The 25,689-nt window shown below is 32.5% G+C and carries 28 protein-coding genes and 1 tRNA gene; 12 read left to right on the top strand and 17 right to left on the bottom strand.

Annotation, left to right across the window (positions count from 1 at the left end; genetic code table 11):
- Nucleotides 1-264: 264 nt before the first annotated feature.
- On the bottom strand, nucleotides 265-897 hold the full coding sequence (locus tag CL818_RS12415) for a DUF4294 domain-containing protein (protein ID WP_272974368.1): 633 nt from the start codon (nucleotides 895-897) through the stop codon (nucleotides 265-267).
- Between the two features lie 142 nt (nucleotides 898-1,039).
- Between CL818_RS12415 and CL818_RS12420 the strand changes: the two genes are divergently transcribed.
- Together CL818_RS12420 and CL818_RS12425 are read left to right on the top strand one after the other, a co-directional pair.
- Nucleotides 1,040-2,128, top strand: a complete 1,089-nt coding sequence (locus tag CL818_RS12420) for a M42 family metallopeptidase (protein ID WP_272974158.1) — start codon at nucleotides 1,040-1,042, stop codon at nucleotides 2,126-2,128.
- Complete coding sequence (locus tag CL818_RS12425) at nucleotides 2,128-3,213, top strand: DNA topoisomerase IB (RefSeq protein WP_272974159.1); 1,086 nt, start codon at nucleotides 2,128-2,130, stop codon at nucleotides 3,211-3,213. The genes CL818_RS12420 and CL818_RS12425 overlap by 1 nt, the downstream gene beginning before the upstream one ends.
- On the opposite strand, the gene mscL is transcribed toward CL818_RS12425, so the two are convergent.
- The 7 genes from mscL to CL818_RS12460 form a co-directional block, all read right to left on the bottom strand.
- A complete protein-coding gene (gene mscL / locus CL818_RS12430; protein ID WP_272974160.1) occupies nucleotides 3,210-3,659 on the bottom strand; it encodes a large conductance mechanosensitive channel protein MscL in 450 nt (149 codons plus the stop codon). The genes CL818_RS12425 and mscL overlap by 4 nt on opposite strands.
- Nucleotides 3,660-3,738: 79 nt before the next feature.
- Nucleotides 3,739-6,432 (bottom strand): DNA gyrase/topoisomerase IV subunit A, encoded by a 2,694-nt coding sequence (locus CL818_RS12435; protein WP_272974161.1) that lies wholly within the window; start codon nucleotides 6,430-6,432, stop codon nucleotides 3,739-3,741.
- 82 nt (nucleotides 6,433-6,514) lie between these two features.
- Entirely contained in the window at nucleotides 6,515-8,371 is a 1,857-nt protein-coding gene (locus CL818_RS12440; RefSeq protein ID WP_013187687.1) for a DNA topoisomerase IV subunit B, read from the bottom strand.
- Between the two features lie 176 nt (nucleotides 8,372-8,547).
- Nucleotides 8,548-9,087, bottom strand: a complete 540-nt coding sequence (locus tag CL818_RS12445) for a GFO_1091 family lipoprotein (RefSeq protein ID WP_286973261.1) — start codon at nucleotides 9,085-9,087, stop codon at nucleotides 8,548-8,550.
- The gene (locus CL818_RS12450) at nucleotides 9,088-9,624 is read right to left on the bottom strand and encodes a GFO_1090 family protein (protein WP_272974163.1); all 537 of its coding nucleotides are present in this window, start codon (nucleotides 9,622-9,624) and stop codon (nucleotides 9,088-9,090) included.
- A gap of 4 nt (nucleotides 9,625-9,628) precedes the next feature.
- Nucleotides 9,629-10,084 carry a PG0215 family putative anti-sigma factor gene (locus tag CL818_RS12455; RefSeq protein WP_013187684.1) on the bottom strand — a complete coding sequence of 152 codons (456 nt, stop codon included), beginning with the start codon at nucleotides 10,082-10,084 and terminating at the stop codon, nucleotides 9,629-9,631.
- Complete coding sequence (locus tag CL818_RS12460) at nucleotides 10,065-10,580, bottom strand: GFO_1088 family ECF-type sigma factor (RefSeq protein ID WP_272974164.1); 516 nt, start codon at nucleotides 10,578-10,580, stop codon at nucleotides 10,065-10,067. Before CL818_RS12460 ends, CL818_RS12455 begins: the two co-directional genes overlap by 20 nt.
- A gap of 128 nt (nucleotides 10,581-10,708) precedes the next feature.
- Here CL818_RS12460 and CL818_RS12465 point away from each other — a divergent pair, with 128 nt between their 5' ends.
- The gene (locus tag CL818_RS12465; RefSeq protein WP_272974165.1) at nucleotides 10,709-12,166 is read left to right on the top strand and encodes a GFO_1087 family putative carboxy terminal peptidase; all 1,458 of its coding nucleotides are present in this window, start codon (nucleotides 10,709-10,711) and stop codon (nucleotides 12,164-12,166) included.
- A 2-nt stretch (nucleotides 12,167-12,168) separates the two neighbouring features.
- Here CL818_RS12465 and CL818_RS12470 read toward each other — a convergent pair whose 3' ends face one another.
- The gene (locus tag CL818_RS12470) at nucleotides 12,169-12,927 is read right to left on the bottom strand and encodes a BamP family beta-assembly machinery protein (RefSeq protein WP_272974166.1); all 759 of its coding nucleotides are present in this window, start codon (nucleotides 12,925-12,927) and stop codon (nucleotides 12,169-12,171) included.
- Nucleotides 12,920-13,708: a BamP family beta-assembly machinery protein gene (locus CL818_RS12475; protein ID WP_272974167.1), complete on the bottom strand. Its 789-nt coding sequence runs from the start codon at nucleotides 13,706-13,708 to the stop codon at nucleotides 12,920-12,922. Before CL818_RS12475 ends, CL818_RS12470 begins: the two co-directional genes overlap by 8 nt.
- 105 nt (nucleotides 13,709-13,813) lie before the next feature.
- Here CL818_RS12475 and pepE point away from each other — a divergent pair, with 105 nt between their 5' ends.
- Both pepE and CL818_RS12485 read left to right on the top strand, forming a co-directional pair.
- A complete protein-coding gene (gene pepE / locus CL818_RS12480; RefSeq protein ID WP_272974168.1) occupies nucleotides 13,814-14,521 on the top strand; it encodes a dipeptidase PepE in 708 nt (235 codons plus the stop codon).
- Nucleotides 14,522-15,436 (top strand): glutaminase, encoded by a 915-nt coding sequence (locus CL818_RS12485; RefSeq protein ID WP_013187678.1) that lies wholly within the window; start codon nucleotides 14,522-14,524, stop codon nucleotides 15,434-15,436.
- On the opposite strand, the gene CL818_RS12490 is transcribed toward CL818_RS12485, so the two are convergent.
- Entirely contained in the window at nucleotides 15,437-15,862 is a 426-nt protein-coding gene (locus CL818_RS12490) for a GNAT family N-acetyltransferase (RefSeq protein ID WP_272974169.1), read from the bottom strand. It lies immediately after the preceding gene.
- 66 nt (nucleotides 15,863-15,928) lie between these two features.
- Here CL818_RS12490 and CL818_RS12495 point away from each other — a divergent pair, with 66 nt between their 5' ends.
- From CL818_RS12495 to CL818_RS12515, 5 genes are read left to right on the top strand one after another with little or no spacing between them, the layout of a single operon-like run.
- The gene (locus tag CL818_RS12495; protein ID WP_272974170.1) at nucleotides 15,929-16,477 is read left to right on the top strand and encodes a ClpP family protease; all 549 of its coding nucleotides are present in this window, start codon (nucleotides 15,929-15,931) and stop codon (nucleotides 16,475-16,477) included.
- 7 nt (nucleotides 16,478-16,484) lie between these two features.
- A complete protein-coding gene (locus CL818_RS12500; RefSeq protein ID WP_041241181.1) occupies nucleotides 16,485-16,769 on the top strand; it encodes a GNAT family N-acetyltransferase in 285 nt (94 codons plus the stop codon).
- Nucleotides 16,769-17,209, top strand: coding sequence for a GNAT family N-acetyltransferase (locus CL818_RS12505; RefSeq protein WP_013187674.1), 441 nt, complete (start codon nucleotides 16,769-16,771; stop codon nucleotides 17,207-17,209). The genes CL818_RS12500 and CL818_RS12505 overlap by 1 nt, the downstream gene beginning before the upstream one ends.
- Complete coding sequence (locus CL818_RS12510) at nucleotides 17,206-17,937, top strand: M15 family metallopeptidase (RefSeq protein WP_272974171.1); 732 nt, start codon at nucleotides 17,206-17,208, stop codon at nucleotides 17,935-17,937. The genes CL818_RS12505 and CL818_RS12510 overlap by 4 nt, the downstream gene beginning before the upstream one ends.
- 58 nt (nucleotides 17,938-17,995) lie before the next feature.
- Nucleotides 17,996-19,603, top strand: coding sequence for a phytoene desaturase family protein (locus CL818_RS12515; protein ID WP_272974172.1), 1,608 nt, complete (start codon nucleotides 17,996-17,998; stop codon nucleotides 19,601-19,603).
- Between the two features lie 26 nt (nucleotides 19,604-19,629).
- Here the strand turns inward: CL818_RS12515 and CL818_RS12520 are convergent.
- Nucleotides 19,630-19,703: transfer RNA gene (locus CL818_RS12520), tRNA-Met, on the bottom strand.
- Between the two features lie 152 nt (nucleotides 19,704-19,855).
- Between CL818_RS12520 and CL818_RS12525 the strand changes: the two genes are divergently transcribed.
- Nucleotides 19,856-20,251: an START-like domain-containing protein gene (locus tag CL818_RS12525; RefSeq protein ID WP_272974173.1), complete on the top strand. Its 396-nt coding sequence runs from the start codon at nucleotides 19,856-19,858 to the stop codon at nucleotides 20,249-20,251.
- A gap of 52 nt (nucleotides 20,252-20,303) precedes the next feature.
- A complete protein-coding gene (locus CL818_RS12530; RefSeq protein WP_272974174.1) occupies nucleotides 20,304-21,143 on the top strand; it encodes an aminotransferase class IV in 840 nt (279 codons plus the stop codon).
- Here the strand turns inward: CL818_RS12530 and CL818_RS12535 are convergent.
- From CL818_RS12535 to CL818_RS12555, 5 genes are all read right to left on the bottom strand, one after another.
- Nucleotides 21,140-21,700: a YqgE/AlgH family protein gene (locus tag CL818_RS12535; RefSeq protein ID WP_272974175.1), complete on the bottom strand. Its 561-nt coding sequence runs from the start codon at nucleotides 21,698-21,700 to the stop codon at nucleotides 21,140-21,142. The genes CL818_RS12530 and CL818_RS12535 overlap by 4 nt on opposite strands.
- Before the next feature lie 124 nt (nucleotides 21,701-21,824).
- Nucleotides 21,825-22,097, bottom strand: coding sequence for an HU family DNA-binding protein (locus tag CL818_RS12540; protein WP_013187668.1), 273 nt, complete (start codon nucleotides 22,095-22,097; stop codon nucleotides 21,825-21,827).
- Nucleotides 22,098-22,282: 185 nt separating this feature from the next.
- Nucleotides 22,283-23,230, bottom strand: a complete 948-nt coding sequence (gene fmt, locus CL818_RS12545; protein WP_272974176.1) for a methionyl-tRNA formyltransferase — start codon at nucleotides 23,228-23,230, stop codon at nucleotides 22,283-22,285.
- On the bottom strand, nucleotides 23,227-25,125 hold the full coding sequence (locus tag CL818_RS12550; RefSeq protein ID WP_272974177.1) for a RecQ family ATP-dependent DNA helicase: 1,899 nt from the start codon (nucleotides 25,123-25,125) through the stop codon (nucleotides 23,227-23,229). The genes fmt and CL818_RS12550 overlap by 4 nt, the downstream gene beginning before the upstream one ends.
- Nucleotides 25,122-25,664, bottom strand: coding sequence for an AAA family ATPase (locus tag CL818_RS12555; protein ID WP_041241180.1), 543 nt, complete (start codon nucleotides 25,662-25,664; stop codon nucleotides 25,122-25,124). Before CL818_RS12555 ends, CL818_RS12550 begins: the two co-directional genes overlap by 4 nt.
- Between the last annotated feature and the right edge of the window lie 25 nt (nucleotides 25,665-25,689).

The raw sequence follows: 25,689 nt of genomic DNA on the forward strand, positions 1-25,689 counted from the left end.
AATATAAAACCTTTTTTTAAACTACAAAACAATTTTTAAAAAAATATTTTTTTGCCGTTTTCACTAACGCCTTTCGTTGTTAGCGGGTGCAAATATACACTCTTTTCTAAAACTACAAACAACTTTTCAAAAAACTTTTTCGGTAAAAAAATCCACTAATTTTTGTTAGCGGATAGAGTGCAAATATACGTTCCTTTTATATTAAGAAACTAATATTTCTTTGACTTTTTTTTAAGTAATCTTTAACTCATTGTATTTTAAACGTTAAAGCCACTTTGAAGAGGCTTCAAAATAGTCTATATTTAAAACACTTGGTTGGTTATCTAATATATTACGCTGAAATGATCTCTGTAGAATGTCTTCAATTAAAAAATCTTCTCTATTATTTACTGGATTGTATTCACTTTTTAATTCGATGTCAAATAAACCTGCAGTAGTATCATACCAAAAAGCTCTCCACCCACTTCGCAAATTTTTGATTAATTGGAATGTGGTTACCCCAGTTTGTCTATGAATTAACTTAACTAATATTTGACCTTCTGTCCTAGTAAGTTTTTTTAACTCTGCAGCAAACTGCTCCTCGATATACTTTTGAACTATTTTTGTATACTTTCTTCTTTCTGATTTAGATTTAATAGATGCTAATCTTGCATTTAATTCAGTAAGCCTTTCGGATGCAAGTTTTGCATATGGCCAAACCTTTCTTGTCTTCCTTCTTAATATTAAGTATCGTCTTCTTTCTAGGTCTGAAGTGAACTTAATTTTATTAAGTATAATTACTTCTTCAAGATCTATAAATTCTCTTGGGATAGTATCACCTTCAATAATCATATAGTCATATTCTCTTTCTGTAGAATCTTGTGGTTTACTTTCTACTTGAGAATATGAAAATGACATATAAAGTAGTCCTATTATATATATGAAATATTTCACTGTTATTATTTAGATAATAATTAAATCTAATATCATACCAAATTTAGATAATGTAAGTATGAGTTCTCTTAATTTATATTTAAATTCGTTTAAAATCAAACGAACAATGACAGATAAAAGTATATTGAACAAAAAGTCTTTAAAGTTTTTAGAAGAATATTTAAATAATGCTTCACCTACCGGCTATGAATGGACAGGTCAAAAATTATGGATGGACTATTTAACACTTTATGTAGATGAGTTTATTACGGACACCTATGGGACAGCAGTAGGTGTTATTAATCCTAAAGCAAAATATAAAGTTGTAATTGAAGGACACGCAGACGAAATTTCTTGGTACGTAAATTACATTACTGATGATGGTCTTATATATGTAACAAGAAATGGTGGTAGTGATCATCAAATCGCAACCTCTAAACGCGTTAATATTCATACTAAAAGTGGAATAGTTAAAGGTGTCTTTGGATGGCCGGCTATACACACACGAGATAAGAGTAATGAAAAAGCACCTAAACCAGATAATATATGTATTGATGTTGGTTGCACTACCAAGGAAGAGGTTTTAGAGTTAGATATACACATAGGCTGTGTTATTACCTATCCTGACGATTTTATGATCTTGAACAAAAACAAATTTGTTTGCAGAGCATTAGATAACAGAATGGGTGGGTTTATGATTGCTGAAGTTGCTAGACTCTTAAAAGAGAATAAAAAAACTTTACCATTTGGTTTATATATTACAAATTCTGTACAAGAAGAAATTGGTTTGCGTGGTGCACAAATGATATCAGATCGTATTAAACCAAATGCAGCCATTGTTACAGATGTAACTCATGATACTTATACTCCAATGATTGAGAAAAAAGTACAAGGTGATGCAAAAATTGGGGACGGACCAGTAATTGCATATGCTCCAGCTGTACAACAAAAATTAAGAGACCTTATAATTAATACTGCAGAAGATAAGAAAATTCCATTTCAAAGAGCTGCATTATCTAGAGCTACAGGTACAGATACAGATGCTTTTGCATATAGTAATGGTGGTGTTGCATCTGCATTAATATCATTACCATTAAGATATATGCATACAACTGTGGAAATGGTTCATCAAGATGATGTAGAAAATGTGATAAAACTAATTTATGAAACGTTACTTACTATGAAAGATGGAGAAACGTTTAGCTATTTTGATTAATGACCTTAACAGATAAACAACTTGAGGCAATTTTAAAAGATCCTGAAAAAGCTGCCCAATTTTACAACCTTACTTATGTTTACGACAATCAATTAACTATTGATCGTCGTAAGCATGGTAAAGGTTTTAGATATTTTCAAAATAACAAACCTGTTACCAAAAAGGATCTTATTAATAGAATTAAAAGTTTAGTAATTCCTCCTGCGTGGACAGACGTTAGAATAACCGATTTGGCAAATGGCCATCTTCAAGTTGTTGGTAGGGATGAAAAACACAGAAAAGTTTATAAATATCACGATTTGTGGACAGCTTTCAGAAACCAAACTAAGTTTCTCAAAATGTCTTCATTTGGAAATTCACTCCCTTTATTAAGAAAACAAGTTGAAAAAGATCTGCAGCAAGAACAAATGACCAAATCTAAGGTTCTTGCAATTGTAATTACATTACTTGAAGAAACACATATTAGAATAGGTAATTATTATTATGCCAAGAATAATAACACCTATGGTCTTTCTACTTTAAGGACTAAACATGTAGAACATATTAAAGACAGTATTCAGTTTCATTTTATAGGAAAGAAGAATAAAGAACATCAAATTAAAATAACCGATGACTCATTGATAGAGCTTGTAAACCAATGTGAAGAAATTCCTGGTTGGGAATTGTTTCAGTATTTTGATGAGGACGGCACTAAACAACGTCTCGATAGCGGAGATATTAACACCTACATTAAAGAACTAAGCGGTGAGCTATTTACTGCAAAGGATTTTAGAACTTGGTCTGCCAGTAAAATTTTCTTTGAAACATTAAGAGATGAACCTTATGCTGAAGATGAAAACGAAAATAAATCATTGAGATTAAAGGCATATGATAAGACTGCAGAAGCACTTGGTAATACTCGAAGTGTTTGTAGAGAATATTATGTGCACCCTATGCTTAATGATTCTTATAAAGATGGTAGTATTAAACCTTATTTTTCTAAACTTAAGAAGATGAAAAAATCTTCAAAGAAGTACCTATCTCAAACCGAAGAGGTATTGTTGGAAATGATTAGTGATTACGAAATTAGTCTGGAAAAGAGCTAATTTTTTTCTTTATCACGTTTTAGTAATTCTACTTGCTCCCTAAGTAGTTTGTTGGTTTCTGTCATTAATTGAATATTCTTAGGAGTAGAAACTGTTTTGTTAGTATCATCTTCTGCCTTCTTCTTAAGACTATTCATCACCTTAACAACTAAGAAAACTACAAATGCTATAATAATAAAATCAATAAAAACTTCTATTAACTCTCCGTAACCTACCGTTATCGCTTTTATCTCTTTACCATCTTCTCCTACTCTAGCCTCTTTAAGTACAATATTTTTATCGGCAAAATGAATACCGTCTGTAAGTAATGATAAAGGTGGAAGCATTACTTTTTTTACAATAACATCTACTACATCTTTAAACGCAGCACCTATAATTATACCTATAGCCATATCGACCATATTACCTTTTACTGCAAACTCTTTAAATTCTGAAAAAAAACTCATTTAAAATTTATTAAGGTTGTTAAATCACAAACCCCACAAATTAAAAGGTTGCAGGGTTTAAACTAAATGTTAGTTAATACTAGTCTTCATCATCAAATAAACTAGGCTGATCGTATTTGTTTTTTGAATCTAAATTGTCTGGAGCATCATTTGCACCAGTTGTATGTATTTCTTCGTCATCAATAACTTCATGTTCTTCAGCCTTTATAGGTTCAGGAATTTCATAAGGTTCAGGTTCTAAAAGCGTAATTGTGTTAACTTTTTCGGATGTTAATTGGTTACCAAGTGCTGTGATTCCTTTTAAAGAAATAAATTCCTCAAGCTTTACAGACTCATTAGGTTTTCTATCTTTTCCTGGTTTTTTTGTATACTCTAACTCAATTACTGGAAGATAATCTGTAGATACAATTTCTAAATATGTTTTAGGGTGTTCTGTAACCACAAGTTCTTCCTTATCTTCATTTTCTATTAAAAAGCGTTTTACATAAAACTTCTCTCTTTCGCCATCCCAATAAACTATTGATATTGGTTTTTTAGGTTGCCATTTTTCCAAAACAATCATATCACCATCAAAACGTGTGGTTAATTCTGGCTTGATAGTTTTTACAATTCCGCCTTGTGTAATAATAAGGAGTCTGTCTTCTGCTTTAAATTCTCCTAGTAAATCTCCTCGATCATCTACATTTAAGCGCTGCACTGTATCATCAAACCAAATACGTCTTGGTTTTAATGTCGAAACACCTTCTTCTTTTAACTCAATTCGTTTTACAGGATGCTTGGTAACAATATTTCCTTTAACACCTCTGCCTTTTATAGCCATGTCTGAGAAGTCTACCTCAAATTTCAATTTCTTTACTTGTCCAACTTGTCTCAAATAAACTGTAACCACTTCTGCTTCACCATTAGGATTGGCAGAGAAATAGAAAACTTTTGTGTTCTTTTTATCAGAACCCATATTGTATTCTCTATCTCTAGTCATACTAGTTACAGCAAAACGCTTCATATAAGTATTCCTACTTTTAGCGTCTCTATAAATCATATTATAAATAGTACGCTTGTCTTTTTTCTTGAAGACCGCTACGTGAATAATATTTTTACCAATAAACGTTTTTGAGTCTACTTTAGTTACCATCATAGTTCCATCTTCTGTAAAACAGATAATATCATCTATATCACTACAATCTGTAACATATTCATCACGTTTTAGAGACGTACCTATAAAACCTTCGGCCCTATTAACATAAAGCTTGGTGTTTCTTATTACCACCTTAGTGGCTTCAATATCTTCAAAAGCTTTTAGCTCTGTTTTTCTATCTTTATCTTTACCGTAGTCTTTTTTAAGATTAGCAAAATAATTTATAGCAAACTCTACCAAATGATCTAAGTGATGCTTTACCTCTTCAATCTGATCTTCTAAAGCATCTATTTTTTGTTGTGCTTTGTCTATATCAAATTTAGATATCCTTTTAATTCTAATTTCAGTTAGTCTTACAATATCTTCTTCGGTAACTGCACGTTTAAGGTGTGCGGTGTGTGGTTTTAAGCCTTTATCAATTGCTTGTATTACACCTTCCCAAGTTTCCTCTTCCTCTATATCTCTATAAATTCTATTTTCAATAAAGATTCTCTCTAAAGAGGCATAATGCCATTGGCTTTCTAACTCATCTAATTTTATCTCAAGGTCAGACTTTAATAAGGAGACCGTGTGGTCTGTACTGCGTCTTAATATTTCTGAAACGCCTATAAATTCTGGCCTGTTATTAATAATGATACAACTTAACGGAGAGATAGATTCTTCGCAACGTGTAAATGCATAAAGTGCATCTATGGTTTTATCTGGAGAAATATTTGGTGGTAAGTGCACCAATATTTCGACATTTGCTGCTGTATTATCTTCTATCTTCTTAATCTTAATCTTGCCTTTATCATTGGCTTTTAAGATTGAATCTATTAATGTTGTTGTGGTTGTTCCATAAGGAATCTCAGAAATGAGTAACGTATTTTTATCCTGCTGAGATATTTTAGCGCGTACTCTTACTTTTCCTCCACGCAGACCATCATTATAATTAGAAATATCTGCTTCTCCTCCAGTTTGAAAATCTGGATATATTTTAAAACGTTTTCCTTGTAAGTGTTTTATTGAAGCATCTATAAGTTCAATAAAGTTATGTGGTAATATTCTTGTGCTTAAACCTACTGCGATTCCTTCGGCACCTTGTGCTAATAATAACGGAAATCTTACCGGAAGATTTATAGGTTCTTTACGGCGGCCATCATAACTTAATTGCCAATCTGTAATCTTTGGGTTAAATAAAACTTCTAAAGCAAATTTTGAAAGTCTTGCTTCTATATATCTTGAAGCAGCTGCACGGTCTCCTGTAAGAATGTTTCCCCAGTTACCTTGCATATCTATAAGTAGGTCTTTTTGTCCTACTTGTACCATAGCATCTCCTATACTTGCATCACCGTGTGGGTGATACTGCATAGTATGTCCTACTATATTTGCAACTTTATTATAACGGCCATCATCTAAATCTTTCATAGAGTGCATGATACGGCGCTGTACAGGTTTAAAACCATCTTCGATTGCTGGTACAGCACGTTCCAGAATTACATACGATGCGTAATCTAAAAACCAGTCTTTATACATACCGGTTACTTTGGTCAACACATCATCTTGTGTTGGCTCAAGTTCTGGCTGTTCTAAATTATCATTAAGATGATCTTGAGGGTGTTCTTCTGGATTTAAATCTTCGTTGTGTTCTTCGCTCATTGCTACATTATAGTCTTTAGACTGTGGTCACTCTTTATAAATACTTGTGTTTCTCTTTTATTATAACTTAATGGTTGTTTATCTAAGCTTCTTCAATAACATCTAATTCTACTTTAAGATTATCAATAATAAACTCTTGTCTATCAGATGTGTTTTTACCCATATAAAACTCCAATAATTCTGCTATACTCATATCTTGGTCTAACATTACAGGATCTAAACGAATATCTTCTCCGATAAAATATTGAAACTCATCTGGAGAAATTTCACCTAATCCTTTAAATCGAGTAATCTCAGCTTTACCTGAGAGCTTTTCTATAGCTTCTCGTTTTTCAAATTCTGAATAACAATAAACTGTCTCCTTTTTATTTCTTACTCTAAATAATGGTGTTTGTAATATATATAGGTGTCCTTCTTTTATAACTTCAGGAAAAAACTGAAGAAAGAACGTGATTAATAACAAACGTATGTGCATACCATCGACATCGGCATCTGTTGCTATTACTATGTTATTATATCTTAAATCTTCAATTGAATCTTCAATATTTAAAGCTGCCTGTAGGAGGTTAAATTCTTCATTTTCATAAACAATTTTCTTACTTAAGCCATAGCTATTAAGTGGTTTACCCTTTAAACTAAATACAGCTTGAGTATTTACATCTCTAGATTTTGTAATACTACCACTTGCTGAGTCACCCTCAGTAATAAATAGTGTCGTTTCTAAATAACGATCTTTTTTATGGTCTCCTAAATGAATTCTACAATCGCGTAATTTCTTATTATGCAAACTTGCTTTTTTAGCGCGATCTCTGGCTAATTTTCTAATTCCAGATAAATCCTTACGTTCTCGTTCTGCTTGCAGTATTTTTTTCTGAAGTTGATCTGCTACGTCTTGGTGACGGTGTAGGTAATTATCTAATTTAGTTTTAAGAAAGTCATTAATATAAGTTCTAACAGTAGGAAAATCGCCACCCATATCTGTAGAGCCAAGTTTTGTTTTAGTCTGACTTTCAAAAACAGGATCCATTACTTTTATAGCAATGGCAGACACAACAGATTTACGTATATCACTACTTTCATAGTTTTTTCCATAAAACTCTCTCACTGTTTTTACAATGGCTTCTCTAAAAGCAGATTGGTGTGTACCACCTTGTGTAGTATGTTGCCCGTTTACAAATGAATGGTACTCTTCAGAATATTGGGTTTTACTGTGTGTAATTGCAACTTCAATATCATCTCCTTTTAGATGAATAATTGGATACAACCTATCATCTTCTCGTATGGTATCACTTAGTAAATCTTTTAATCCGTTTTCTGAATAAAAACGCTCTCCATTAAAAACAATGGTAAGACCAGGATTTAGATAAACATAATTTTTAAGCATTTTAGCTACATACTCACTTCTGTATTTGTAGTTCTTAAAAATAGCTTCATCTGGAATAAAGGTAACTTTTGTACCACGACGTCTTGAGGTTTCATCTAAAAACTCTTCGTCTGTAAGGTTACCTTGTGCAAACTCTGCGGAAGCACTTTTACCATCTCTGGAAGACTCTACCCTAAAATAAGATGACAATGCGTTTACGGCTTTGGTACCAACACCATTTAAACCTACAGATTTCTTAAAGGCTTTGGAGTCGTACTTTCCACCTGTATTCATTTTAGAAACTACATCTTTTACTTTTCCTAAAGGAATACCACGACCATAATCTCTAACAATTACACGTTCGCCTTGTATAGAAATTTCGATGGTTTTACCTGCATTCATAACAAACTCATCAATAGAGTTGTCTAATACTTCTTTTAGTAAGATATAGATACCATCATCTGCACTGGAGCCATCACCAAGTTTCCCGATATACATTCCGGGACGCATACGTATGTGCTCTTTCCAGTCTAATGAACGTATATTATCTTCAGTGTACTTAGTTTCTTGCTCCATAGGCTTTCTTAAATTGGGAATGTGTGCTAATATAAAGGTATCCGCATCAAAATAAAATATACAAAAGTGAAAGTAATTAACAAATAAGGGTTAAGTTTTGTTAATTGCTGATAATCAAAAAACCAGCTACAAAATTTTTGTAGCTGGTTGTTATGTTTGAAATGTAGATATAAGCTTTAGTTGTTGTTAAAAGACTTGGCAATGTCTTCAAATCCTTCAACGTTTATCATATCATTATCTACCGTTTTGAGCATCTCTATTAATTTTTGAGGATTCATTTGGTTTCCTAACACTCTAGCAACACCAAAACCTTTTTCATAATCCTCACCATAAATAATTATCTCATCTATAGCATCTTCTTCTCCAAGGTATAGAACTTTCGCATTCATCCCATTTTGATTAAACTTCATTAGCACATGAAATTTATCATCTTTAAGAATACTATTTATCTTGGATTTCTCTTCTTCAAACGCTACAGTATTTTCTTCTTTTTTTGGAAAAGCTAATACATTTACTTTCTTAACAGTTGAAAGTGTTTCTTGTTGCTCTTTGGTCATATTGTCATTAACCATTAACAGGCTAGAAGGTAGGTCCAACGATAAAAAGTTTTCATTGTCTTGATTGTCTACATAATATTCTTGTAAACTTTGTTTTCCGTTACAGCTAAAGAATAAAACAACTGTTAGGCTTAAAATTAATTTAGTTAGCGTCTTCATTTACTTTTGTTTTTTAATATTCTTTAACTCCTCAGATCCTGGTACTTTTAAATCTGATGCTAGTTTAGAAACCTGTTTTAAGTTTATATTTCCTGTAATTTGAAGTATAACAGTGGACGGTTTACCATCTTCTGTACCATCTAAATGCATAAATAGCTCATTTACAAAATCATCATTTTTACCTGGTTTTATGTAAAAATTTACTGCTTTACCATCTTCATTAATTCTCATAAGTTGCTCTAAGCCACCAGAAGAAATGTATGATTTTGCATCTGCATTCATAGTGGTTCTTACATCACTCCTATCTGTTACAAAAACACGTATTTCATTAAGGTTTTCAATAAGGTCTACGTAGTTCTGCATTTCTGGGTCAGAGCTATTTACATCTATTTTATTAAGTAACTTAAACATCTTACTTGTCATTACCATACTGGTAACGTCTTTCATAGTCTCATACTTGCTAAAATCCTGAGCTGTAGCTGTAACACTAGCAAACACAATTGCTAATACTAAAATTAGGGGTTTTACTGTTTTCATTATCTTATTTATTATTGTCTGTTATTAATTTATTTTTGGTGGTTTCTATTTCTTTAAGGTACACCAATTCATCATTTCCCTCATTCATATAAGCAGAAACAAGGTTGAGGATTGCCTTTGTTTTCTGTAGTGCTATTTCTGGGTCTTCATAGGTACCCAAGTCATTACTGTTTTGTTGTATACCATTATTGTACCAAATTGCAGTTGCTATTAAAACGACACTTGCAGCAATAGCCATCCACGGTTTAAATAAAGGTTTAGAGGTTTGTGGGGTATTGGTGGCAACTGTAAACTGTTCTTTTTTTGCTTTAGCAAAGTAATTAAACAATGGCTTGTAAGACTCTAAATGAGGCGCTACGTTATCACTTAAGTAATAATGCCTTAATTGGTCTTCTTCTTTAAGAGACGTCTCTCCTTCAAGATATTTTTGGGTTAGTATTTCAATGTTCTGCAATTCCATAGTCTTGTAAATTTTGCATTTGCGATCTTAATTTCTTTCTTGCTCTAGAAAGGTTTACGCGTACTGCAGTCTCATTCATATTTAATATTTTGGCAATAGCATCATACTCCATTTGCTCTATTTCTCTTAGCTGTATAATTACCTGCTGTTGTTGTGGTAACTCATTTATTAAATGCTCCACCAACTCCAGTTCATTCTTAGTTTCTAATTGCTTTTGCAACCCTGTTTGTTGGTCTTCATAATTATTATGAACTATCCTAAGGTTGTTGTTTCGTTTTAACCTTAACTCATCTAAACAATGATTTTTAGTCACCGTCATAGCAAAAGCTTCAAGATTATCATATGTTTTTAAGGTCTCTTTGCGTTTCCAAAGTTTAACTAAAACATCTTGAGTTGCATCTTCTGCTGCTTCTTTAGATACTAATAACCTTCTAGCCAAGCGAAACATCTTGTCTTTTATGGGTTCTATTTGTTGTAAAAACCTTTTTTGGTTCATTAGTGTTGGTTATTAGGCAGCTATGCGACTTACTATTACGACGTGTATGTATAAGTTTTGTTACATCTGCCTCTTAAATTTATACGAATTAGATATTTTTGAAGTTACTTAGACACAAGATAAGCCTTATGAAAGCTATAAAAGTTATATTACTTACAGTATTAACCTCTACTCTATTATTTAGTTGTTTTGAAGATCAAGACGATAGTATTGGTAATGCCTCAAACTTAGAAATTAATAACTTCATATATAGAGGTATGAACGCGTACTACCTATATAAAGCAGACGTTCCCGAATTAACTAATGGCGCATTTGAATCTGCTACAGAGTTAAATGAGTTTTTAGATAACTATAATAGTCCGGAAGATTTATTTTATAATGGCCTTTTATCAAACCAAGATAGATTTAGCTTTCTGGTTAATGATTATGTGGCTTTAGAAGAATCTTTTAGTGGTATTACTAAAAATACAGGGATGAAATTTGGTTTGGTAAGGTATCCTAGTGATCCTAGTTTGGTTTTTGGCTATGTACGCTATGTTGTACCAAACTCACCTGCTTCGACTACAATATTAGAAAGAGGAGATATTTTTACAAGTATAAATGGCACACAGCTAACAGATACAAATTTTAATTCTCTTCTTGCTGCGGAAACTTATAGTCTAGGTATGGCTAATTTTGATGGAGAAACTGTTACTGAAACAAACGAAACAGTAAACCTTACTAAAGTGGAACTCACTGAAAACCCTGTACACCTTGCCACAACACTTACTATTAATGGTCAAAATATTGGTTATTTAATGTATAACGGATTTATTGGAGATTTTGATGCTCAACTTAATGAAGCTTTTGGTCAATTTCAGGCAGACAATGTTACAGACCTTGTATTAGATTTGAGATATAATGGTGGTGGCTCTGTAGAAAGTGCCATAGATTTATCAAGTATGATAACTGGGCAATTTACAGGTGAAATAATTACAACCGAACAGTGGAATGCCGAAATACAAGCGGCTTTTGAAGCTCAGAATCCAGAACGTTTGGTAAATAGATTTGATGATAGAATACGTACAAACGCCGCTACAAATAGTTTAAACTTAAATAGAGTTTATATACTAACATCGCCAAGAACGGCATCTGCAAGTGAGTTTGTAATAAATGGTCTTAATCCATATATAGATGTTGTACAAATAGGAACTAATACCACTGGAAAATTTCAAGCTTCTGTAACTCTATACGATGCTGAAGATTTTAGAAAAACTAATGCCAATCCAGGTCACAGATATGCTATACAACCATTAGTATTAAAAGAAGTAAATTCAGTTGGATTTACAGATTTCATAGATGGTTTAGAACCAGATACATTTATTGAAGAAGATTATGCTAACCTTGGTATTTTAGGAGATCCTAATGAGCCACTTTTATCTTTGGCTTTACAAGACATTGCTGGCTTTGCACCATCACAAGAAACAGAAAACAGTACACACTTAAGAACAACATCTCTTGAAGAAATTGGTGAAAGCAATATGAATAGTCCTCTATACCAAAGGATGTATAAGGAAGATCTTTCTGGGGTACCTCTATTCAACTAAAGTTACCATTGTCTAAATTCTTTATAAGCAGGACCTTTTTCTTCAAAAAACTCGAATAACTTTAGTTTATCTTGTTGTTTTAAAAGTGGCTTATACCGATCATCTTGAGCACAAAAGTAAATGAAATCTGAAATGTAGGCTTCTGGCACACCGCAATATTCCTCAAAATAATGCACTGCCATAGCTTGTTCTCCTTGTACAACCAAACGGTCTAGTTTTGCCCATTCGTTAAGTTTTCTCAATTTTTTAAGCTCTCCATTTAAAGTGTTTATCAATAAATCTAATGGTCCTGAAGATGCTGTATAAATTCGCCTTTCCTCAATGGTTGGCAAAGGTTTTGTAGCCTGAGGTAATCCCAAGTTAGCTGCACTTAAATAGGGTTGTAACGGAATGTTTTTAATATCTGCTTCCTCAATTCCAATTAAATCCACACTACTTAAAAGTACCTCTTGTAACTCGTTTATTTTTGGAAATAGAAAGACCATATAGTTTGGGTCTTCAAGTATAGTAGAGGTTACTTCTACCTCTAATGGTTCAAACTGTATGGATGAAAAATAAAGGTTCTCTCCTATTGAAACATCAATCTTAAAGTCACCTTTTTCATTAGTAACTACACCTGTTTCTCTAGAGAGATTTAAGACACTTACCTCAAGTGTATCTCTTGTTTGTGCAATAACACGTCCAGATAATTCAAATGAGTTTTGAGCTATACAAGTAAAATTTACAAATAGTAGAATAAAAATAAGTAGATGTTTAATCATAAGATTTTGGGTATGCTTTACTTGTGTCTAATAGAAACTGAATGAGCTCTAGTTTTTTAGGAGACTTTATAAGCTTTATAGTTAAACCATTATCCTCTGCATAAAAGATAAAGTTATTTATTTCTTTAAAAGGTATATTAAGTTGTGTTGTGAAAAAAGAATCATTAAACTGCTTACGCAGCTCTACATCCATATCATAAAACCCTTGTGGCGGAAGATTTTTATCTGTCTTTTTCTTTTTAAATACCTTTCTTATAATATTAGCTATGTTAGCACCATTTTGCAGACTTAAACTTTTAAGAGCAACATTATCTACAGAGCTTTCTGGTGTATCTGTAAATTCATAGTTATAACCATATACTGCATCTAGAGAATTAATATCAAAAACAGCACCTGCATTAGTTTCAATATAATTAATATCAACCTCAAAGTTTCCAGACAAATCATAAGGCCTTATAAACACTTCTTCTAAAGTATTAACAGAAGGAACTACCTTAATACTTATGGTTTCAGTATTAATTACACCTTTGTCTATAATAATTGTAAAGACCGAGAATTGTACAGAAGAAAATTCTAGCAAATCATTTTCAGCAACATCAATCTTAAATTTTCCGTAGCTATCGGTAACTGTTCCTTTACTAGAGCTAACATTAAAAACGGTAATTCCTTCTGCACTCATAGAAGATGAAACACTTAATTGTCCAGTAACCTCTACTCTATCTTGAGCGTTTAAAGAGCCTAAGCCTATTGTTAAAAAAAGTAAAAGTATTAAGGCTTTCATAATATTTAGGTTATACCTGATGCGTTATCTAAATTTACAGAAATTTGAGGCTCTCTATTAAAAAGACCCTTAAAAAGTTAAGGTATTACAGAAAATATAAAATTTATGATAAATGCAATAGTTGCAAGTACATCTACAATACACGGCAGTAGCTACCTTGAATACTTGAAACCGGCATTAAAAGAACTATATAAAGCTAGTAATGAGGTTGTATTTATACCCTATGCTAGACCAAGCGGACTTACCCATGATGCATACACTAAAATTGCAGAAAACGGATTAAAAGATTTGGGAGTAAAGGTTATTGGTCTCCACACTTTCAAAAACCCACAACTTGCGTTAACAAATGCAAAAGCAATTTTTACAGGAGGCGGAAATACGTTTCAATTAGTGCATATGCTTCATCAGTTAAATCTTATGGAAACATTGAAAGACGCTATAATAAAAGGTACACCGTATTTGGGAACGAGTGCAGGAAGTAACATTTGTGGCCCGACAATGCAAACAACAAATGATATGCCTGTAGTATATCCTTCTAGTTTTAAGACTATAGGTATAATTCCCTTCAATATAAATGCACATTATTTAGATCCAGATACGTCTTCTACCCATAAAGGTGAAACACGAGAAACACGCATTAAAGAATTTCATATATATAACTCAACGACAGTTTTAGGCCTAAGAGAAGGCTCTTGGCTTAAAGTTAAAGGAGATGATATTATTTTAGAAGGAGACCTAACAGCTAGAGTTTTCATTAAACAAAAACCGCCATATGAAGTTGAAAAAGGCTTCAACTTTAAAGAACTTATATAAATGGATTATCAAAGTATATTAAACACAATAGAACAGAAGTTAGATAAGCGTAACTGTAAAGGGAAAGTAGCTGCTTATATTCCAGAGCTTGCTAAGGTTCCTGCAGATAAATTAGGAATGCATTTGTATTGTATAAATTCTGGGCATTATAGCTTTGGAGACAGTAATGAAAAATTTTCTATACAGAGTATCTCTAAAGTTTTTACGCTTGCTTTAGCCATTCGTTTTGTTGGTGATAAATTATGGGATCGTGTAGATGTTGAACCTAGTGGAGATCCATTTAATTCACTTACACAATTAGAGTATGAAAATGGTATTCCTAGAAATCCTTTTATAAATGCAGGCGCATTAGTAGTTGCAGATGTATTGGTAACACATCTTGAAAATCCTAAAAAAGAGCTTCTCGATTTTGTACGTCAACTTTGTGAAGATGATACTATAGATTATGATGAACGTATTGCTAAAAGTGAAGCTGCAAGTGGCTACAGAAATGTAGCATTAATGAATTACATGAAGTCTTTTGAGAATATTAATAACGATGTAGATGAGGTCTTAGATTTCTATTATCACCAATGTTCCTTAGCAATGTCATGTAAAGAACTAGCTAAAGCCTTTATGGTTTTTGCAAATGCCGGAAAACAACTTAGTACTGGCAAGAGAATTTTAGGAAAGCAAAAAGTAAAACGTATGAATGCATTAATGCAAACTTGTGGCTTTTACGATGAGGCAGGTGAATTTAGTTTTAAAGTTGGTTTACCAGGAAAATCTGGAGTTGGTGGTGGTATTGTGGCTGTTCATCCACAACAATATTCTGTTGCGGTCTGGAGCCCAATGTTAAATGAGAAAGGAAATTCAGAACTTGGTATGGATGCCTTAGAAGAGCTTACTACACTTACAGGTTTAAGTATTTTTTAATTACAAATGTTTCACAAAGTGATAGCCTTTTATATCATAGCCTAAATTCATATAAAATTTATGGCTAGGATAATTGTTTACATAACTATTAAGCTCAAAAGTCTCGCACCCTTTAGAGATAGCATAATTAAAAATCCATTCAAATACTTTTTTACCTAAACCACCATTACGGTTTTCTGGTAAAATATAAACGTGATCTTGCTCACAAGATTTACCTGCATAATGCCTGGTCATAAACCACAATCCAAAAACACCAATTAAATTGTCATCATCGTATATACCAAAACACTCATAATTTTGCTGAAACATTTCAGAATATCGTTGTTTTAAAAGTGAATTATCTACTGTGTGTCCCATTAATTCATGTACTAATGGCGAAAAAAGATTGAAGTCATTAAAAGTGAGTGGTCTAATGTCTGGTATCATACTGTGGTTTTCTCCTTAATAAATAGTATTTTTAATCGCATAAAATTATAACAACTCAACATTCTTATGACTAAGAAAACATCAAAAATACAAGACTTAATAGATAGTAACTTTTTAGAGGAACGTAAAGTGTTTCTTTGGGGACAGGTAGATGATAAATCTGCAAAACATGTTGTAGATCGTCTTATGTATCTAGATAGCCAAAGTGATGAGGAAATACAATTCTTTATTAATAGTCCTGGTGGTTATGTAACTGCAGGATTTTCTATGTACGATACCATTATGTCATTAAAAAGCCCAGTATCTACAATTGCATCTGGATTATGTGCATCAATGGGTAGTATATTATTATCTGCAGGTAAAAAAGGCAGACGTTTTATACAACCTCATGCAAGAGTTATGATACACCAACCTAGTGGTGGCGCAAGAGGACAAGCTAGTAATATAGAAATACAAGCTCAAGAAATTATAAAAACAAAAGAGCTTAGTGCCAAAATATTAGCAGATAATTGTGATCAAGATTTTGATAAAGTTATGAAAGACTTTAACAGAGACTATTGGATGGATGCTCAAGAATCAATTGACTATGGTATTGTAGATGCCATTTATAAATAATGTAATTATGGGAAATTCAATTTTGCATAAAGAGAACAGTACACATGGTATGTTCTATATAAAAAAGGATAAGGGAATTGCTTCAGAATTAAACTATAAGCTTCATAATGATATTATGACGATAGACCATACTGAAACAAAACCTGAATTTGAAGGCAGAGGTTTAGGTTCTAAACTGGTTGAAGAAGCTGTAAATTACGCAAGACAAAAAAACTTTAAAATAAATCCGTTATGCCCTTTTGTTGAAGTGAAATTTGATGAAACACCTGCATATGAAGATGTGCGCGCATAATGGCTTATGTTGTTAAACAAATTACAGCTGCTGAAACTATTCCTGTAAGACATCAGGTTTTAAGACAAGGAAAACCAATTGAAAGCTGCGTGTTTCAGAACGATGAAGATTCTCAAACATTTCATTTAGGAGCTTTTCATAAAGATGAACTTATAGGTGTTGCTACATATTTAAAATCAAAAAGCAGCCATTTTTCTCAACAGTACCAATATCAATTAAGAGGAATGGCTGTTTTAAAACACTACCAAGGCAAACAAATTGGCAAACAATTACTACAATTTGGTGAAGAAAAGTTGGCTTTACTAAAAGCTTCACTTTTATGGTTTAATGCAAGAGAAAACGCTTGGAGTTTTTATGAGCGCAATGGATATTCAAAATTTGGCGAAGAATTTATGATTCCAGATATAGGCAAACATTTAGTGATGTATAAACAACTATGAATAGAAGACACTTTATAAAATGTTCATCTGCAATAGGTGCTTTATGTATGCTCCCTATATCCTTATGGTCTCAAGCTACCACAGTATATTCTAAAGATATTTTAACAGGAAAAGGTAATCCGCAGTTGTTTGGAGATGGCTATAGGCTTCAAGAAAAAGCTCATGAAGCATTTAAAGCTATGAAAAGTGAAGCTTTAAAGGAGAACATCAATATCCAAGTAGTCTCAAGCTATCGAAATTTTGATCATCAAAAAAGAATTTGGGAAAGTAAATACGCTAGATTCACAAAACAAGGGTTAAACCCAAATCAAGTAATTTTAAAAATCATAGAGTACTCTACAATTCCTGGTACATCTCGGCATCATTGGGGAACAGATTTAGATATTATTGATGCAAACAGTACCTATAAGGGAGATGTTTTAGTACCATCTAAATTTCATGGCACAGGTCCTTTTTGTAAACTTAAAGAGTGGATGGATAATAACGCCGCAAACTTTGGGTTTAAATTAGTGTATACAGATACTCCAACTAGAGAAGGCTTTAAATACGAACCTTGGCACTACTCTTTTGCTGAGATTTCTAAACCTATGCTTTCGGAGTATAGAAAGATAGATCTGAAATCATTTTTAAAAGAAGAAAAACTCTCTGGTTCTTCAATTATTACAAGTAAGTTTATAGACGATTATATTTCTAAAAATATTCTTGATATAAACCCAGAACTTCTTTAAGAACCTGAAATCAAATTTAAAGACGCACTCAAACTTTCATTCCTATTATATTTAAAAGATGCGTCAGAAAAACTATAAACCATTCTCAACTACAGAAGATTTTTCTAATATAGATCATATAATTATAGGATCTGGTATTGGCAGTCTTACTACTGCCGTATGGTTGGCTAAATCTGGGAAGAAAGTTATTGTTTTAGAACGCCATTATGTTCCTGGCGGTTTTACTCATAGCTTTAAGAGAAATCATGGCTTTAAATGGGATGTCGGGGTACATTATGTAGGTAATGTTGGACCCAATGATTCTCTCAAACCATTTTTTGATTACCTAACTCAAGGAAAATTAGATTGGGAATATATGGGTGATGTATATGATGTAGCTCATATAGATGGTAAGGTATATAAATTTATAGCAGGAAAAAATAAGTTTATAAATCAAATGATTTCATATTTTCCTCAAGAAGCTCAAGCTATCAAACAATATATTAAGCTTGTTGAAAATGCAAATAAAAGAAGTTCAGCATATTTCTTTGAAAAGGTATTTGAACCTATTCTTCAAAAGACTTTAGGTAAAATCATAAAGAGTCGATTTAAAAGGTTTGCAAAACAAATAACTTTTGAAACCATAAGTAAGCTTACATCAAATGAGCGTTTAATAGCTGTTTTATGTGCACAATGTGGAGATTATGGTTTACCCCCAAAACAAAGTAGTTTTGCTGCGCACGCATTAATTGTTGGTCATTTTCTTAATGGCGGCTACTACCCTAAAGGAGGTTCTGAACAAATTAGCATTAAAACGATAGATACATTAAACGAGTTAGGAAGTAAAGTTTATATAAACGCTGAAGTATCTAAAATTGTAATCAAGAATAATAAAGTAACTGGTGTAATTGTAAATAACACATTTCTGCCTAGCAAAAGTATAATTAGCGGTGTTGGCATTTCTAATACAGTAAACCATTTATTAAAAGACCAAAACAATAAATTAAGCGCAATTAACTTTAAAGCCATTAAACCATCTATAGCGCATATGTGTTTATATGTCGGATTAACTAAAACTAGTGAAGAACTAAACTTGCCGAAGCATAATATTTGGTGGTATGATAATGATAATATAGATGCTATTCTTAATGACACACCTTTAGATGAGGTTTCAGATAAATTTGCATATATCTCTTTTCCATCTTCTAAAGATCCTTTATGGGAAGACTATAACCCTAACACTAGTAGTATACAAGCAATTTCATTTGCCAATTACAAATGGTTTAAAGAATTTGAGCATGAGTCTTGGAAAAAAAGAAGTGTAATATATGACTCACTAAAGCAAGAATTTGAAACTAAAATGCTTAAAAAGTTATATTCGCTATATCCACAAATAAAGGGTAATGTCTTAGTTACAGAGGTTTCAACACCATTATCTACAAAACACTTTTCTAACTACAAACACGGAGAAATATATGGTTTAGACCATTCTCCAAAACGATTTTTAGAAAGCGACATTAGGCCTAAAACAAAAATTAAGGGTCTTTATCTAACTGGTCAAGATGTAACAGTTGTAGGTGTAGGCGGTGCAATGATGGCAGGTGTACTTTGTGCCACAACAATTTTAAAAATGAATAGTTGGAAGAATTTTAGGGAAATGGGAAGATTTAAAAACAAAAAAGACTAACCTTAAAAAAGATTAGTCTTTATATGTAGCGTGGGGCGGGCACGATCCGCCGACCTCAGCATTATGAATGCTGCGCTCTAACCAGCTGAGCTACCACGCCAAAATTTCAATTGCTAAGTTAGTCACTTAGCGGGTGCAAATATAATAACATTTCTGAGCGTGGCAAGCACCTTTAAATTTTTTTTTTAGCCAAATTTGTTTTGCCGTTAACAATTAATAATTATATTGGCCAACCAACAAACTACACAACTAATGGAAGACAGAATAAAATATGAAATGGAGTTCGTTATACAGTCGTCTCCTTCCTTGCTTTACAATTACCTATCAACACCTTCAGGTCTTAGTGAATGGTATGCCGACAATGTTAACTCTAGAGGCGAACTTTTTACTTTTATTTGGGAAGGTAGTGAAGAACAAGCTAAACTGTTAAGTAAAAAAACAGATGAACGCGTAAAGTTTAGATGGATGGATGATGTAGAGAATGAAGAATCATATTTCTTTGAGCTTCGTATACAAGTAGATGAAATTACCAAAGACGTTTCTTTAATGATAACAGACTTTGCAGATGATGAAGATGAAGTAGAAGAAGGAAAAATGCTTTGGGAAAATATGGTATCTAACCTAAAACAAGTGCTAGGTTCTACCTAAAAAAAATATCATAACCGTATCTTTGACCCGATTTTATAAATCGGGTTTTTTTATGGTAAATTTTAACGGCAATCTTATACCTCAGGAAGAGGCAAAACTTTCTATTACTAATAGAGGCTATTCTTATGGAGACAGCCTTTTTGAAACTATTCGTGTTTTAAACGGTAAGGTAATATTTTGGGAAGATCACTATTTTAGATTAATGTCTTCAATGAGGATATTAAGAATGGATATTCCTATGTCCTTTTCTCCAGAATACTTAGAGACACAGATTAAAGAAACTGTACAATCTAAATCTTTAACTAATGCAAGAGTAAAATTACAGGTGCATAGGAAAGAAGGTGGTCTGTATTCTCCGAAAGTCCGTGGCATAGAATTTATAATTTTGGTTACAGAACTTAAGGAGCCCTTTTATATGGGTAAAGACCAAGCTTATGAAATTGAACTTTTTAAAGACCATTACTTAACTAGCGGCCTACTATCTTCAATAAAATCTAACAATAAACTAATAAATATTCTAGGAAGTATTTATGCTGAAGAAAATGATTATGCCAACTGTCTTCTTATAAATGAAAACAAAAGTGTTGTAGAAGCTTTAAATGGTAATCTTTTTTTAGTGAAGGGCAATGTTATAAAAACGCCACCAATTTCAGATGGTTGTCTTAATGGCGTTACTCGAAAACAACTCATAAATATTATTGGAAAACTTGAAGATTATACTTTAGAAGAAGCATCTATATCTCCGTTTGAGCTTCAAAAAGCAGACGAACTTTTTATTACAAATGTTATTGTAGGAATACAATCAATTACAAAATACAGAAAGAAGGAGTTTGAAAATACAACTGCAAAGTCTCTACTAGGAAAACTTAATGCTCACGCAAGGCTAAGTTAATTATAACTTGGATTTTCTGGCGCGTTACTCCAAATTAGGTAATCACCACCTAGTTCGACCATTTTTTCTTTCCAGAAACTTTCTGAAGATTTGCCAATAATATTGTTCTTATCTTCATTTTCTAGTACGATCCAAGAGTTTCCAGAGAGCTCATCATCTAATTGGGTTGCACCCCAACCAGAGTAACCTAAAAAAAAGCGAATATCCTCTTCAGATACTTTTTTGCTCATAATAAGCTTAGTGACTTCATTAAAATCTCCAGCCCAATAAATTCCATTAGATATTTCAATACTATTTGGTATAAGATCTGGTACTTTATGAATAAAGTAAAGATTGTTCTCCTCTACAGGACCTCCTTTATAAACTGGAAATGTATTTTCTATCTCAGGAATTAAATCGCTTAACTCGTAATCTGAATGTTTATTAAGAATAAAACCAACAGAGCCTTCAATAGAGTGTTCTGCTAAAAGAATTACAGACCTATTAAAAGAGACATCTGCTAAAATAGATGGCTCTGCAATAAGTAAATCTCCTTTTTTCGGTTTAGGTGTAAACATTAAGGTGTGGTTGTAAGAAACTAGTTAAGCTAATCTAGATATAAAATACCAATATAACAAATAAGGCTTGTAATAAAAAAAGCCCTGCAATTTGCAGGGCTCTCATATCTAATAAAGATAAAACTTAGTTTACAGCTTTCTGTAAATCTGAACCTGCTTTAAACTTTACTACGTTTTTAGCAGCGATTTTGATAGTCTTACCAGTTTGTGGGTTTCTACCTTCACGAGCAGCTCTTTTAGAAACGCTCCAAGAACCGAATCCTACTAAAGAAATACGGTCACCTTTTTTAAGACCTTTTTCAATGTGTCCTAAGAAAGATTCTAACGCTTTTTTTGCTGCTGCTTTAGATACTCCAGCATCTTCTGCCATTGCATCAATTAAATCTGATTTGTTCATGAGAATGAATTTTTTAAATAATGTTGGTTAAACTTATGCTTAATTGCTCTACAAATTTATACGGATTTCTTTACCACGCAAGGTATAGCAAGGGAAATGCGAATATTTGTTAATAACTTTAACCTAATGTTGATAAACACAGCTTTAAATCTTAAGATTTTAACAATCCCAACACCAATAAGGGGTTAGGCTACATAGCTATCTTCTTTAAAGCTAAATCCATTTAAAAGATCTTTTATTGCCATTTTACGCTTTCCAGGAAGTTGCAACTCTTCTACCAAAATAAACCCATCTTTAGCTGCAATTTTTAAGGTAGAATCTTCAATGTTTAATGTGCCAGGTGATTTCGAATGTTCTTCCTGTTGCATTCTAACTTTGTAAAGTTTCATACGCAACTCCTCATTGTCTTGATGAAGTATTGTGTATGCTACAGGAAAAGGATTTAAGCCTCTTATCTTATTATACACCTCATTAACTGGTAAAGACCAATTTACTCTTGTATTGTCATTATTTAGCTTGTAAGCCGTTTTTAATGTAGTATCTTGTGGTTGTGGTGTTGTTGTTACAGTATCTTCTGCAATTAGTTTTAGGGTTTCAGTAACGGTACTACATCCCAAATTCATTAATTTATCGTGTAGCTCTCCTACTGTTTCATCTGGCGTAATAGTTGTTTCTTTTTGTAAAATCATTTCACCAGTATCAATCTTTTCGTCTATAAAAAATGTTGATACGCCCGTTGTTGTCTCTCCATTTATAATTGCCCAATGAATAGGTGCTGCACCACGATATTGTGGTAATAATGATGCGTGAAGATTAAATGTACCATATTCAGGATACTGCCAAACTTGTTTTGGTAACATCCTAAATGCAACAACTATTATTACATTAGGATCTAACTCATTTAGTTGCTCACTAAATTCCTCAGATTTTAAATTAGTAGGTTGCAATACTTTTAACCCTTTTTTTACAGCATACCCTTTTACGTGAGACTCGTGAATTTTACGACCTCGTCCTGCTGGCTTATCTGGTGCTGTAACAACACCTACTACATTGTAATCTTCATTAATTACATGATCTAATATAGTTGTGGCAAACTCTGGAGTGCCCATAAATAATATTCTTAAATCTCTCATCGTATTTTATATGTGTTTTCTGGTGTCCTCATAATTAACTCTTCACTTACTAATAAGCTTAATACTTGTAATAAGGTTTGTTTAGGCAGTTTTATAGCTTCTGAAAGCTCATGTGAGGACTTATTAGATTGTTTTAATTGAAAAAAAATAGCTTCTTTAATACTTTTAAAATCTGTTTTTTGTGATTTAGTTTGTTTAGTTGAACACACAGAGCAAATTCCACAAGGTGTTCCTTTAGTTTCATCAAAATAGTGTAATAGCTGAAGCATTTTACAATCTTCATCATTCTTTACATATTTTAAAAATGAAGAGATTTGGTACTCCTTATGTGATTTTTGTTGATTTATATACGGCACCAAAGGATTAATAGTATGATCATCTTCCCTAGGTTTTAAAAAAGTAATCTGAGCGTCGTGTTTAGAAAATTCAAATGTTATGATTCCTTGTTCATCCAATTCTTTTAACAACTGTAATGCTTCTTTCTCATAAGTGCCAGCCTTTGCTAAAACCTGCACTAAATTTATAGAAACAGGAGCTTCAAAAATACCTCCATAAGAACGCAAAATGGCTTTTATAATTGGTTCATATTTAGGGTTTTCTTTAATAAAATAAAGTAATTGTTTATTTGTAATAATAAACTGCACCTCACTTTTTTTAGCATAACGCTGTGTTAGAGTTATCACACTCGCTCTATCTAAAGTCTGTAAAGTTTGGTATGTTAATAAAGTATTTAATTGGTAGTGTTGGCAAAATTCATAAAAATTAAAACTAAATGTTTCTCCTTCACCTTCACCAAAAGCTATTCTAAAAAAACTATTAAGTTTTGAGTACACGTATTTTACACCTTCAACGCTTGGAAGGTTTTTAAGAAAAAGATCTTGTATTAAAATAGTATCGCTTTCATTATAAATCATTACGGCCTCTGCCCTATTACCATCTCTTCCAGCACGTCCTGCTTCTTGGTAATAGCTTTCAAGACTATCTGCAAAATTAAAATGGATAACTTTTCGTACATCTGCTTTGTCTATTCCCATTCCAAAAGCATTTGTTGCTACCATAATTTTTTTGGTACCATCTAACCACTGCTTTAGGCGATCTTTCTTTTCTGAGTTTGTAATACCACCATGGTAATTTGTAGCACTAAGATTATTGGTGTTTAAAAAGTTAGAAATATCCAACGTTAACTTTCTATTTCTTAAATAAATAATTGCACTTCCGGAGATGTTTTGCAGTTCCCTTAACAGAGTTTGGTACTTGTTATTAGATTTTAGAGTTCGCAATGCTAAGTTCTCTCTCTTAAAAGACTGTTTTATTACCTTGGGTTGGTATAAATCTAATAATTGTATTATATCTTTCTCAACATCCTTCTTGGCTGTTGCTGTAAGTGCTAAAAATGTTACTGAAGGATGTAATTCTCGTAAAATTTTAATCTCCCTATATGCTGGTCTAAAATCGTGACCCCATTGAGAAATACAGTGTGCTTCATCTATAGCTATAAGGTTTACATTCATAGCTTTTATACGCTCCTGAACTAAATTTTGCTGTAAGCGTTCTGGAGATAGGTATAAAAACTTATAATTACCATATATGCAATTATCTAAAGCAGCATCTAAGTCTGAATAGCTCATGCCACTCGTAAGTGCCATTGCCTTAATTCCTTTATTTTTAAGAACATTAACTTGATCTTGCATAAGTGCAATTAGCGGAGATATTACAATACAAATACCTTCGTTTACCAATGCAGGTACCTGAAAGCACAACGATTTACCACCACCTGTTGGCAAAAGTGCCAAGGTGTCATTATGATCTAATACAGAAGAGATGACAGATTTTTGTGAAGGCCTAAAAGATTCAAAACCCCAAAATTTCCTAAGGGTATGTTCGGCTTTTATCATAAACCTTTTATATGTGATAGGATAAATTCTACACGTTCACTTACGCCAGTTTTAGGTACCATGATTAAATTATAACCTAAGCCTTTATATGTTTTTCTTAAAAACTCGTGTATCTCTAAAGCTTCTTCATAGCTTTCGTAACGCTCATTATCTTGCTTATAAATATCTTTCCAAACGGGGAAATAAAAAATTAAATCATATTTATAAGTTTCATTTGTAATCGTAAAGCGCTCTGGGTAAGGCGTTTCCTTATAATCCATATAGGCAGTTACATCTGGAATACCTCTATCAAAAAATATATATTCTTCATCAATTGTTTCTGCATCTATGTATTGCTGTACTCTACCATTCATGAGCATCTCACTAAACAATAATGGTTCTTTTAAAAACAATTGCTCTATACCTTCCTTTTGAGCTTGAGCTGTTACATCTCTAGAAATTTCGTGAAAACATGTATAGCCTTCATCTTCTATAGCTCTTATAACAGATGTTTTTCCTGTACCAGGACCACCTATCATTACAATTTTTTTACTTTCCATGTGACAAATTTCGTGAATTAATGCC

The organism is Croceibacter sp. (genome assembly GCF_002716225.1).
GTDB classification, from domain to species: Bacteria; Bacteroidota; Bacteroidia; order Flavobacteriales; family Flavobacteriaceae; genus Croceibacter; species Croceibacter atlanticus.